We start from the raw sequence: 12,645 nt of genomic DNA on the forward strand, positions 1-12,645 counted from the left end.
AGGTGTACCGAGTTTTTTCATAAATCAAATATGAGTCCTATATATTTTTAACGCTGACTCTGTAATTTTTTCATTTCATGTTGTACATCTAATGCAATTTGTAATGCTTCGTTGAGTAACCTTCCATGCTCGGTAGCCTGCTCGTGTACTTGCATGGCTGTTAAAGTTGCTAAATTGTTGGCAAATAATTCTGTATTACTAAGAATAAAGTTTTTATTTTCCCTCAATATCCTTTCTGTCTTCAAAGCGCGAACTAAGTCAGTTTTGGTGAGTTTCAATGCTTCGATCACACTGTCTCTTTGGGTGATAACTACTTCTGGGTTACCAGCTTCTTCTATTTGATCGTTAATATCTATTGCTTTAATAATAGCATTATATCTATTCACCTCACTTAAAAGTATTTTTAGAGAATTATTCATGCTTTTTTGGACTAACTTAGTTCTGCTTTTCCAAAGTACATATAAGATAGTTTGCGTTAATCCACCAACCCAAAGACCTAAAACAATTAAGAACATCCAAGACGGAACTGTTATCCATGAAATAAATATTTTCAGAATCAAATCAAATAAAATATAAGTAAAAACAAATGTAGAAAATCCAATAAATATTACAGTTGCTCCTTCGGAACCTTTAATTTTATCTATATATGTTTTTCCGAATTTTAGCAAAACATTTGTAATAATTAACAGATCCTCATTGACAGGTAAATTAGTCAGCTTTTGCAGTTCATTCTGACTAATTTCCAAGCCCTGTAAATCATCCCGCACAGCTTTCAAATCCTTGCAAGAATAGTTATTTACAGCAATTTTCAGGTAGTTGACCACGATTGAGAGAGGTCATGGGGAGTGGTGTAGTTCAATTACTTGAAAAGCGCTGTAATCTACTATAGCAATCAAATTTCTAAAATGCTAAAGGAGCGGGTATTTTGTCCAAAGTTTTTAAGTAAATTAATACTTATAGCAGGGAAGAGGCAATAGGCAATAGGCAACAGGCAAAAAAAGTCTCTTAGTGTCAGGGTTTTACGAGCAGTTTATGTCTTAAACTATGCTTCATCTGCTATATCTACGAGTCAGTTTTTTTGTACAATATGATACTCTTTTCTTGTGATAATTCAATAAATTAATTGGGCTTTAACTGACCTTTGGAAAAGATTGTTTTTGTTTTGAATTGCCACGTTGAGGATTTAAAAATGGCGGGATGGGGCAGTCTAACGTCATGGCGATCGCTCTTAATAAATCTGCTTCAGAGGGAGTAACTTTATTATCTATGAGTACTGTGTGGGCACAGGCATCAATAATAGCTTGCTTGAGTTTGGGACTAGCAAGTTGGAGGCGTTCGATACTTTTCTTCAGCTCAGAAAAATTACAAGGAACAGGTGTCTCTGGTTTTTCTTGTTCTCCAGCTTTGGGAAGTCGAAAAACTCCAGAACGAAAAGCATAAGCTATGGCATCTGGTTCGGTGTGTCCCACACGTGCGAGTGTCGATAGTATTAAGATGCTATCTGGCCAAATTTGTTCGATGGTGGTGAATTCTACCGTTATGGCTGACGTAGGATTGATACAAGGTTGGAGACGATGCCATAGTATTAACTGCAACACGAAATCCCACAATGATAAATTGCCCTTGGCTTTCACTAAACCGTGGACGCATTTGCACAACCTTTGGCATTCTTTGGCGGAATTTTGCCGCAATGCGGGTACTGTCAAATCTACAAGTGGTAAGCGAATGCTGGGATCTAACTGGCTAATTTCGCTACTCAATTCCAGAGTTTTTTCTACCAACTCTGTGGGCTGCACTTCGCGTAACCAGGCAATTTGACGTTCTTGTACTTCGAGATTTTCCGTATCTAACGCTAGCGCAAAAGCGATGGCCATTGCAGTTTCCTGCTGCCGCACGCCCAAGCGCAAAGATTCTGGCAACTGGGACAACAGCCCTTGAGCGTGGGTAAAATGCTCTGGTGCAACGGTTCCCACTTGGTTGACTACCTGTTGTGGCGTGGCGTTAGCACCACCCGCAAAGCCCATTACTAAAGATTCCTGGGAACGGGTGTAATTACGAGATGGTACTGTTGGTAAATCGCTAACGTTCACACCCCCAACACGACGAATACGTTCTGCTAAAGGTGGGTGGGTAGAAAACATATCTTCCCAGAAAGAAGGATTGAGGGCATTGCCGAAGAACATGTGACTGGCGGCTTCTGCACCCGGCGAAATCAAACGGGAATCCATTTGTTGGAGTTTTTGGAAGACTCCGGTAAGTCCGTTGGGGTTGCGAGTGAACTGTACGGCGGAAGCATCGGCGAGAAATTCCCGTTGGCGAGAGACGGCGGCTTTAATCAAGCGTCCGCAAAGTAAGCCGATACCGCCAATTGCCATTAGTGCTAAACCAAATGCCCACAAAGGCAAACCTTTTTCTTCGCGGGAACCACCACGAAGCCGCCATAGCAATTCCCCAGTTAAATAAATGAACAAAATTCCGTGTAGCAGTCCCACCAAACGCAAATTCAGCCGCATATCGCCATTAAGAATGTGGCTGAATTCATGGCCGATGACTCCTTGGAGTTCATCGCGGTTGAGGTGTTGCAAAGTCCCACGGGTAACTCCAATGACGGCATCATTGGGCGTAAATCCCGCAGCAAAAGCATTAATGCTGGTTTCTCTTTCTAGGAGATAAACTTCCGGCACAGAAATACCAGAAGCGATCGCCATTTCCTCGACTATATTTAATAGTTGTCGTCCTTGTTCGTCGGCGGTTTCTGGTAGTAAAAGTCTTCCCCCCAATTCCTGGGCAATTACACTTCCTCCCTGACGGAGACAGGCAATTTTATAAAGACTTCCTAAAGCGATCGCAACTATTGTAATCCCAGCTACACAGAGAAATAATCCTGAATGCCACCAAATACGAGGAGCCATGCGAAACAAAAATAAAGCAGCAATATAAATTGCCACAATCATGATTGCGATGGATAGAGAGAACAACCCGATTAATCGTTGCGTATTTTGGCGTGCCCGATCCTGATGTTCAAAGAAATTCATAGACACCTAAAAAGATACGCGGGGAGCATTTCTCACTTCTGGATTTGCTTCGGGAAGCAATTCTGCAAGGGTAAAATTAAAGGTATTTGCTACAAGATTGCTGGGGAAAGATTCACTTTTGGTGTTGTAAAGTGTCACAGCATCATTAAAAGCTTGACGAGCAAAAGCAATGCGGTTTTCAGTCGAAGATAGTTCTTCCATCACCTGAGTAATAGTGCGATCGGCTTTCAATTCTGGATAAGATTCTGAAAGTACCATGAAGCGACTTAACGCACCCGCCAGGGCTGCTTCTGCATTACCCAACTGCTGCATCGCTTGGGGATCGCCAGGATTTTGTACGGCACGACTGTTAGCATTCATCGCAGAATTTCGAGCTGCAATTACAGCTTCTAAAGTTTCTCGCTCATGTTTCATATATCCCTTGGCAGTTTCCACCAAATTAGGAATTAAATCATAGCGACGCTGTAATTGAACATCGATTTGAGAGTAAGCATTTTTGTACCGATTGCGATACTTTACTAAATCGTTGTAGCCATTAATCAGAATTAGAGCAACAGTAGCAACTAAAGCCACAGCAAATATGAAAACTCCGATAGTCATAAATTTCAATCCATAAAACTTGCACAAGAGAATTCAACTATTTTGATGGGATAATCTAAATAGTTGGATATGACAATGAGTTTACTTGTAGCAAGTTAGCTTCGTCGTCTGTAAAATTAATTACGCAACTTTACTGAGGTAGATGAGTTGTAAGATTTTTTGGCGTTGCATAAATGCGGGATGAATTAAGATTTTTGACGAAGGCTAAAGGTAGATTCTTTGCGCCTTTGCGCCTTTGCGTGAGGTAAAAATCATCCCTAGATTCAGCAATACCGATTTTTCAATAACCACAAAGGGGCAGAGAACGCAGAGAGAAAGAAACACAAAGATAATTGTTTTTCAATTCCATATCTCTCATTTGCCTTATATGAGCAGAAAGGTTATCTATAAATTTGCATAAATAACGAATAACCGCTGACAGCAAAAATAAAAAAGATAGCAGCAGAAAAAAATACTACATCTCTCACAAGAAATACAATCCAATCTTTCCTAAGTTCTTGTTGAAATTTGATTTCTCGTAGTTTCCGCTCAAGTTCTGCATCTTCTTGCGACTTTAAGTTTCCTATTGATAGAACCAGCGGCTTTTTACCTTTATTGGCAATGATTTTTGATAAATCTTTTATATCTGTAATTTCAGTTTCTAGGTTTTGGTTTTCATCTGCAATCCAAATATGTTTGCCTTTTTGCTTGGCTTCTAATGCAACTTCTAGAAGTGCGAGTGCCTTTAACAGCACCTCAGCATTATCTCCATTAATCCGTTCCGCCAGATTGCTTATTGTCTCATAAAGCTCTGGCGATAAATCTAAATTTATTTGAATGCGCTCATTTTCTCTTTGTATACTCATTTGTCAAATACAGCAGTTTTCTTTTGCATGAAGTACAAAGTCACTGGTTTTGAGACAGGAGGCAGAAGGCAGTGTTTCGACTACGCGGTAATCGAGCGAAGTCGAGATTCAACAACCAGGCAGGAGGGAGAAGAATAATTTGATTTGTGAATCCTTGGTTCTGTACCTCATTTAGTTGCAAACTGCTGTATTTGCATAGAATCTTACAGCCGAGTACACAAATATTCATATCAAAACCAGGTATAAACCCTGTTGTAATCTCCGAATTTTCAAGCCGAGGAAGCCTCAGCTCGAACTTTTCTCTGGATTATGAAATCAAAAATCTTTTACAACAAGCTTTTACCTCGTTGATAAATTTCCCTTGCATAATCAGTCCAAGCCCCTTGTCCCCAATAACGAAAACAACTAGTTTCCAGTAAAAGGTTATGTAGGAGAAAGTTACGGTATTCAAATTGTCTGGTAATAGGTTCTACTGAATCATTTTGCTGTAATTTATCAAATTTTTCATGAAAGCCACTGCTCAATTCATACATAGGAGACAAGACATTTTCATATCCTTTCACCCAACTAATATGATTTGTCCATGAGGCTCCATCCATGTGAAAATTCGGGTTGTTTTGTTGTAATTCTTGAATGACATTCTCTACAACCTCAGGTTGAAAGTTCTCTGCTGAAACTCGCTCCCAAATATAATGTTGTCCGACTGGTTGGCAAGTTGGATAGTCTTCAGATTTACATCCAGCAGCTTCGATTAATTCTAAATATTCTGTACCACACATCCCAACAACGCCTGATTTTCCCCCACCATGATTTACCATATCCCACCAAGCTTGTTTGAAAGCACTAGGAAATTCATTCATCATGACGCCGCCATTTTCACCATCTCCAATTTGACTAACTATTGGCGGTACAAATACACTTCCTAATTGTTGTTTAGATAAGGTTTTTGCTTCATAGTAAGGCTGCATTTGAGCAACTAATTTAGTATCTGAACCTTGAGTTTTAATTAAAGCTGTAATGCTAATTGTTTCGCCTTGAGAATTACGGGCAATCAAACGATGTGGTAAATGTTTGTACGCGAGAGATTCACCGTTAATTGTTTCTACAGAATGTTCTTGAACCAGTAACCAACGATATCCACATTCTTTGAGCGCTTTTACAAATTCAAAGAGGACATCAGGATGATTTGGTAAATGCATTTCTGGAGGCGAAAATCCTTTGACTCGTGCTAATGCTTCCCAGCCAAAAATTGCAGCAAAGTGATGTTGCCATGCAATTATATGTAATTTAATATCTGCTATGGGAGTGGAGGGAACAACAGCATGACCCCACATTGTACCCAGCCATTCTACATAAGGTTGATAGGTAGAATCGCAAGTAATACGTTTTAAGTTATCAAGGATATCACTGCGTTCCATTTGCCGCAGTCCCCACAAAAGATTACCTGAGTAATCGAGCATTATACGAGGATTGCAACCTTGATTTACAAGTTCGGGAATGAAATCTCCCATACGGCTGTAACAATAAGCAAAAGGCGCTGCATTATGGTTATCGCCTTCGTTGGGATGTTCAAACATGTATTGCAAATTGCTGATGAGTGTACCATCATATCCAGCAGGGATCGTAGGCTGGTGCATATGTAAAGCGATCGCAAATACAGCATTTACGTCATCTAACTTAATATTCGTTGTTGGTAAAAAGACAGGCGCATCATTGTTAACTACAGAAAGGATTTCTGTTTCCCAACCAGAAATATTTGGCAAGCCATTAATGATTTCGGGCAAAGAAGAGAGATTAGTCGGTAGTGTCAGCATTTCTGGTTGCTCCGAAACAAGGTATGTCTAATTATGCGATCGCACAGCCATTTCTGAACTACAACTTTATCTATTGATGCAAACTGCGGTTTTCAAAGCCCAAAGCTGATGTAACGTTACAAATTAGCCCCTCGCAATCTTGAGTAGTAATTCTCAGCTTGCCGATAAAATAATATCTTAATTACTATCCAGCACTTGAAGAACAAGAACTAGATAGAATTGTTTATTTCGCCATTCCTGTTAAAAGTTATCAGGATTTTTTTCAGCTTTCCTGCATCCAACGTAGCTATAAAATTATTGGCAACAGTAGTTTTAATCGATTTAAGTTTCTGGTTAGATGAACTCAAATACCTTCAAAAAAGCCTCATCCCGAACGCTGTCGGATAAACCGAAAAACTCTTCTAACCACTGTTGCTTACTGATAACGAATCGCCAAAACGCTAGGTCTTAGCCAAAAAACTCAGTTTTTGTTGGCGGTGTTCTCTTGTTGGTACTGGTGGACTCGCTATTTGTAAAATCAGTTCTAACAACCAAGGGGCAAGGCGTTGACACCACACAGCTAGATGACTTTGCCATCCGACTAAAATTTCTGCTGAATTATTTTGCATTCCAATGACAAGTGCTTGAGCCACTTGCTGGGGAGTCATGGGGATCACCCAGCGAAATAATTTGAAGTCGCGTACCATGTCTGTGTCTGTGAGAGAAGGTAGTAATGCAATCACTTTGATATTGTATTGGGCGAGTTCCCGACGCAAGGCTTGGGTAAATCCCAAGATGGCAAATTTGGTAGCCGAGTAAGTGGCCATTGTCGGTGCTGCAATTTTCCCCATTAGACTCGATACATTGACGATTGTTCCTTGCCTTTGGCTGGCCATGCGTCGAGCTATCAGACTCGTGAGGTTGTACATTCCCAATAAGTTTACAGAAACTTCTTCTTGAACTTGGGGCAGTTTAGATTGCAAAAACGAGCTTTGGTACGCGACTCCTGCACAATTAACCAGTAGATGAATCGGGCCATAGTTGCGCCAAACCTGAGCAATAGTGACATTCACCTCAATTACCTGAGCCAAATCTAAGGCAACGATCGCAGTCTCCACACCCATGGCCTCAATTTTGTTCGCTACCTCGACTAACTTCTGGCGATCGCGTGCTACCAATATCAGCCGCTTGATCCCTTGTTTAGCTAGTTCCAGGGCGATCGCCCTGCCAATACCGCGAGAAGCCCCTGTAATTAGGGCTACTTTACCTTGAATCTCCATTGGTTTTATCCTCCGAAATCTAATTAGGATTGGGCATAGGGCATAGGGCATTGGGCATTGGGCATTGGTTATTAATTATTCTTGCCTGCCCTTCATCCCCCTAGTCGCTAATTCCCAGTCACCAATCCCCAGTCACTTGAAATTTAAGTCTTTAACAACGAGGTATTTCTTGGTTAATCTGCAATCCTTCGTAATTGTCTATACGAGGCAGAAATTTCTCGTTTTTTACTCTTAATTACTAACGTACTTGGCTGAATCAATATAGCTCATAGATTTTACTTCTCCTCGATTTGAGCGTTCATCAGCATCGTTGACATACACACGTTAGCAATTAAATCAAGTCATTGCAACATCTTTTAATAAGACTTTCTTAATACTTGTTAACACAAGTATATATATATAAAAGATTTTATTAAATAAGTTTTTATGAATACGTAAGTACAAATATCTCAAAGCCCTGACAATTAATTTCTGTTTTGGGAAATTGTTATATCTAAGTCACAGCTTAGATATAAGAAAGACATATTTAGCAATCCTATTTGATGTGTAAGAATCTCCAAGCTCAGATGCCGACTCATCAAAGAATTGTAATACCTGGTTTCTCAGGCATTATTTAAGATTGCCATCTTATCTTTCTGATGATTGTAATAATTATATTTTATTAATAATTTGTGTACTACTGACAGTAAATTTACTGATTGATTGAAAATTTAGCTTTATGGTTCTTATTTTTTTTCATCAGATAAGAGGGCTGGATATTTATATAAAATGCCAATTATAAGAGTATCTTTGTTTGTTAAAACTTTAGTAAAAGTCCTGTTGAATTATATTTAACTTTGAGATTATCTAATTAATGCTTGAGATTTATCTTGTTTATAGCAATTCTTAATCATTAATGACTAAGAAGATCCCCAACTTCTTAGAGAAATCGGGGATCTGAACCATAAGCCAACATCATTTCATAATTACTAATACTCTAGAAAAAACTCGTTTGTGTGAATATACGTAATTATTCAAGAGTGGTGAGTTAGGAGTTATAGCAGTTTTCAGGTGTGTGGCTTCTAAGTCTGTTACCTAATGCCTGTTCCCTGCTATATTATTTTCCTTCTTGTCCTTGAGGAGCCGGAAGTTGAGGATTTGATGGCCGGAATGACTGGGGAATTGCCCCACTCCAGACTTGATTAAATTGATCTGGTGTCAATGATTGCAAAAGGCTGAGATTCAGAGGTTCTTTACTAATGAATGTGGCGTAAGATGGCTGCAAATAAGAGCGGTATTCTGGGCGGTTGAGGAGATGGGTAGATAAGAAAGCTACGCTTAAAGCGTTGAGATAGGAATAAACAGGAGTAGGGTTAGGGCCTAGTAAGGCAGGCGGCACAGGTAATACATTGTTCTCAGGAGTAGGTTCGGCGATCGCACTAAAATGGGTGGCGTTTTCAATCAAAGCAAGGTACTTATTGGAGTCAGCCAGCCAGGTAAAAGGGAGAATTTGCTCAGATACAGGTGGGGCGAAAATATCTTGACTACCAGCCACCAACATTACTGGAATTTTAATTTGATTGATACCGCCTTGACCTAAAACTGAACTGTCAATGGGATTAATCGCCATGACTACCTTAATGCGATCGTCTTTGAGTTGGTAATCTTTTGGGGATAACTCAGCAGCTTGACACTGCAACAACAGCGACAAATTAAAGAAAGAATTATTGGGATTACAGTCTTGGTAGAGTTGGTTAAAGTTAATCGTTGCTCCTGCCAGAGTCAAAACAGTATAACCACCAAAAGACTGACCGATCGCCCCAATTTGGTCAAAATTAAGTTTTCCTTGGAGGAAGGGATCGGATTTTTCTAAACGCTCAAGTTCATTGAGTAAATACTTAATATCCAAAGGCCGATTGATAAATTCTGCTGGTTCTGGCGGCCCTGCCAAACCTGCAAAGTATAGCTGAATACGTTCGGCATTACTACCAGGGTGTTCCAATACCCCAACCGCAAAACCATAGGATGCCAGATGTTGAGCTAGGTAAGCAAAGGTAGAGCGATCGGAAGCCAGACCATGAGAAATTACAATTAGGGGATACGGCGGTTTTAGTTCACCTTGGGAATTGGCTTGAGGTAAATAGATATCTACTGGCAAACGACGATTGCGAGAAAAGTCATTTAGCTCAAAGCTTTTTTTCTGCCAAGAAAATTTTCCTGGCGATCGCAAATCTGGCTGTTGTGAGAAATCAACCCTTGAATTGGCTGCGGCTACCGTCGCTTGTTGTTGCAGAAAACCCACAACTTCATCCTTTTTTTCTATAAGTTGTGACAAGTTATCGACAATCCTTAGCCCTTGTGAATAATTCAGCCTGATAGTTTTGCTGGGGAATCTCCGCAGCAAATTTATAACTGTTAAGCCATCGCGATCGGCAGCAGCTACGATCAAAGCTGCACGTATGGCATAGAAACCGTTTTGTCGAGACTCAGTGAGCAATAATTCTCCTAGACGTTGTATCACCTCTTCACCGATTGGCGAATAGGTAACCTGAGATACTACTGTAGGACTAACATTGAAGCGTTGCTGGAGTAGATTCCGCAATTGGGCGAGTTGTTCGGGAGTAGCACGGCTAGCATAGAAGGAAAAGTCTCCATCGATTTTGCCAACTTTCGCAAAAGTTTCTAGCGAGTCCACAGACAAAGAGAATTCGCCGAAGGGAGGGTAATAAAAGCTAATGCGATCGGCTGCCAATCCGGGAGTAGCAGTCAAAAAGGTAGATACAAAACTTAAACCCAGGTATCGCCAAAATTTTTTCATCAGAAAAACCCATTGTCTAACCCTGCCAAACAATTCTTGTAAAAATGCACAGCTAGCCGTACCTTTCTACAATCATCTGTATTCTACCCAGTTAAAATCGCTGCAAGTAGTAAATTTTTCAGCCAAACAGCATTTAATAGAGCGATAATAGATTATAGAGATCGAAATATTTTATATGTCTTCCACTTCTTGTTCCTCTTGTGTTGTCATTCTCAATCAACAACAAGAGGAAAATATCTCTCACAAAAAGCAGTGTCAGGATGTGCCAGTTAACGACACCAATAATACTGGTAAAAATTGTACTGTAGTTGAAAATGGTCGGGTTGTGGTTAAACCGATACAATGTCCAAAGAACTAACACCAAGGCCCATAGACGCGGGAACGCTGAATTCTGAATTCTGAATTCTTACTCGATTTCATCTAAAGGTAAAACATCGTGGAAGCGATTGTAGTCGATGTAGCGATGTCCATCGGGTGTTTCGTGGAAGATATCGACAAAGCGATTATTCCACAAAATTTCCTTAGCGCTATAGCTGTGACGGGCGTGGACGACCTGTGCAACTGTTTCATCAATGCCACTCAAAGAAATCATTAGCATGGAATTTGTCTGTATTAGTAATTCTGCCGTCATCCCATATAAAGGACTAAACTCATCAATCACATGTACCACTGACCAGCTTAAGGAAAAGCTTGGTGTTTGGTTCCGCAGCAGTTTCAAATCGTAGATTCTACGCATAGCCTGACCTTCTGCGGTTACTTCGTCGCGCATCAAATATACTCGCATCTGCGCTTCCAAAATCATGTTGCGGCGCTGATTAGCAGTGCGAAACATCAAAGTCGGCTTGGCATCATAAGGTGTAATCACCGCTACACGGCTAAACATCACGCGGGCGGTTGGTCGAGAGAATCGGGCAAACGCTAGTCCGGTCATCACAGCGATTCCCACTAAACCGATCATCGCTTCAATGGTAACAATAATATTGGCGTAAGTTGTTTTAGGATACATCGCACCGTAGCCGATGGATGCTAGGGTTTGGACGCTAAAGAAAAAAACATCTAAAAAAGAGCCGGGCCTAGCGTTGGCAATACAATCTCCTCCTAGTAAGTAAGCTACAGCGAATACAGCATTAATAGTTACATAAGATAGACAAATCAGTATTAAAAACCCAGGCCAGGGAATGGTAAGCAGCAGATGATAGGGATCGCGCCAGTAGGAATACCACACACCCATCCCCATAATCTCAAACTTTCCATCTCGAATCTGAATGTGAATACGTGGGAGCAAACGCTGTTGTTGCTTGCGTGAAAGTCGCTTGACTCGAAATTTCATCTGGGGTAGCCAAAAGAACGATAAGTAAGTATTATTACTAAAGTTGAAGAGCCGCTGTTTTCAGTTACAGTGCAGTTGCAAAGTAACAACCTGGCTGTGATGAACCGGAATTTCTGGATTACTGCTTTAATTGCTTTTATTAATTCCCTCAGTTTTAATTCCCATTATCTATCTTTATGGCAAACAATTCGGCCTCAGCGATTTTCAGACGAGTTTGTTATTTTCGATTTATTCCATAGCTCAGTTTTTTGCAACTCCGGTGATTGGTAAACTTTCCAATTGCTTAGGACGCAAGCCTTTACTAATTATCAGTTTAGCTGTAAATGTGTTAGCTAACTTGATTGCTGGAACGGCGACAACAGCAGTTATTCTTTTTATCGCCCGAATTTTAGATGAAATCACTGGCAAAAATGCTTCCGTAGCTCAAGCAATTATTTCAGATGTCACTATTCCTGAAAAGTGTGCCCAAGGGTTTGTAATTTATGGAGCAGCATTAGGATTAGGCTTTGTACTCAATCCAGTTACCAGCTTATTGGCATAGCAGATTTCTCTGGATTTTGGATTTATAGTTTCCAGTGCAGTGGCATTCGCAGCTTTATTAATCACAATCTTTTTACTACCAGAAACTCTGCCAACAAAAGCTGAGAAAGCACACAATATTTTTGATTTAGGTTTAGAAAATTTAATTAAAGGTTTAGCCATACCTAAAATTGGCGTACTTCTAATTATCAATTTTTGTATTGGCACAAATTTTACTATTTTTACCTATGCATTTCAATCTTACTAGATTAATCTCTTGGGTCAAAATAGCCAGTTTTTAACACTCCTATTTTTAGTTGTCGAAGTGTTAGGTGTAATTATGTAAACTTGGGAAGTTTAAATTATCAAAAAGAAAATTAATGTAACTAGTATATTATTTTTAGGTCTATTTTGTGAAGCTTTTAATTTGTTTGAATGCCAGTTTT

At 40.0% G+C, this 12,645-nt stretch carries 10 protein-coding genes and 1 pseudogene; 3 read left to right on the plus strand and 8 right to left on the minus strand.

Annotated elements, in window-relative coordinates; genetic code table 11:
- Positions 1–47: 47 nt before the first annotated feature.
- The 5 genes from H6H03_RS20470 to H6H03_RS20495 all read right to left on the minus strand — a co-directional run bounded on the left by H6H03_RS20470 (position 48) and on the right by H6H03_RS20495 (position 6,294).
- Positions 48–767 (minus strand): hypothetical protein, encoded by a 720-nt coding sequence (locus H6H03_RS20470; RefSeq protein WP_190956998.1) that lies wholly within the window; start codon positions 765–767, stop codon positions 48–50.
- A gap of 363 nt (positions 768–1,130) precedes the next feature.
- Complete coding sequence (locus H6H03_RS20475) at positions 1,131–3,035, minus strand: M48 family metallopeptidase (RefSeq protein WP_190956929.1); 1,905 nt, start codon at positions 3,033–3,035, stop codon at positions 1,131–1,133.
- 6 nt (positions 3,036–3,041) lie between these two features.
- On the minus strand, positions 3,042–3,635 hold the full coding sequence (locus H6H03_RS20480) for a LemA family protein (protein ID WP_190956930.1): 594 nt from the start codon (positions 3,633–3,635) through the stop codon (positions 3,042–3,044).
- 380 nt (positions 3,636–4,015) lie between these two features.
- On the minus strand, positions 4,016–4,480 hold the full coding sequence (locus tag H6H03_RS40425) for a hypothetical protein (protein ID WP_242057931.1): 465 nt from the start codon (positions 4,478–4,480) through the stop codon (positions 4,016–4,018).
- Between the two features lie 326 nt (positions 4,481–4,806).
- A complete protein-coding gene (locus H6H03_RS20495; protein ID WP_190956931.1) occupies positions 4,807–6,294 on the minus strand; it encodes a glycosyl hydrolase family 57 in 1,488 nt (495 codons plus the stop codon).
- Positions 6,295–6,479: 185 nt separating this feature from the next.
- Here H6H03_RS20495 and H6H03_RS40430 point away from each other — a divergent pair.
- Positions 6,480–6,635 (plus strand): annotated as a pseudogene (locus tag H6H03_RS40430) (hypothetical protein); the annotation flags it as partial.
- Positions 6,636–6,734: 99 nt separating this feature from the next.
- On the opposite strand, the gene H6H03_RS20505 reads toward H6H03_RS40430, so the two are convergent.
- A complete protein-coding gene (locus tag H6H03_RS20505) occupies positions 6,735–7,553 on the minus strand; it encodes an SDR family NAD(P)-dependent oxidoreductase (RefSeq protein ID WP_190956932.1) in 819 nt (272 codons plus the stop codon).
- A 1,096-nt stretch (positions 7,554–8,649) separates the two neighbouring features.
- Positions 8,650–10,350 (minus strand): alpha/beta hydrolase, encoded by a 1,701-nt coding sequence (locus tag H6H03_RS20510; protein ID WP_190956933.1) that lies wholly within the window; start codon positions 10,348–10,350, stop codon positions 8,650–8,652.
- Positions 10,351–10,525: 175 nt separating this feature from the next.
- Between H6H03_RS20510 and H6H03_RS20515 the strand changes: the two genes are divergently transcribed.
- Positions 10,526–10,708: a hypothetical protein gene (locus tag H6H03_RS20515; RefSeq protein WP_190956934.1), complete on the plus strand. Its 183-nt coding sequence runs from the start codon at positions 10,526–10,528 to the stop codon at positions 10,706–10,708.
- A 48-nt stretch (positions 10,709–10,756) separates the two neighbouring features.
- Here H6H03_RS20515 and H6H03_RS20520 read toward each other — a convergent pair whose 3' ends face one another.
- Positions 10,757–11,680: an ion channel gene (locus H6H03_RS20520; RefSeq protein WP_190956935.1), complete on the minus strand. Its 924-nt coding sequence runs from the start codon at positions 11,678–11,680 to the stop codon at positions 10,757–10,759.
- Between the two features lie 130 nt (positions 11,681–11,810).
- On the opposite strand from H6H03_RS20520, the gene H6H03_RS40435 reads away from it, so the two are divergent.
- A complete protein-coding gene (locus tag H6H03_RS40435; RefSeq protein WP_242057932.1) occupies positions 11,811–12,221 on the plus strand; it encodes an MFS transporter in 411 nt (136 codons plus the stop codon).
- Positions 12,222–12,645 lie beyond the last annotated feature (424 nt).

This window comes from Nostoc paludosum FACHB-159 (genome assembly GCF_014698835.1).
In the GTDB taxonomy this organism is placed as follows: domain Bacteria; phylum Cyanobacteriota; class Cyanobacteriia; order Cyanobacteriales; family Nostocaceae; genus Nostoc; species Nostoc paludosum.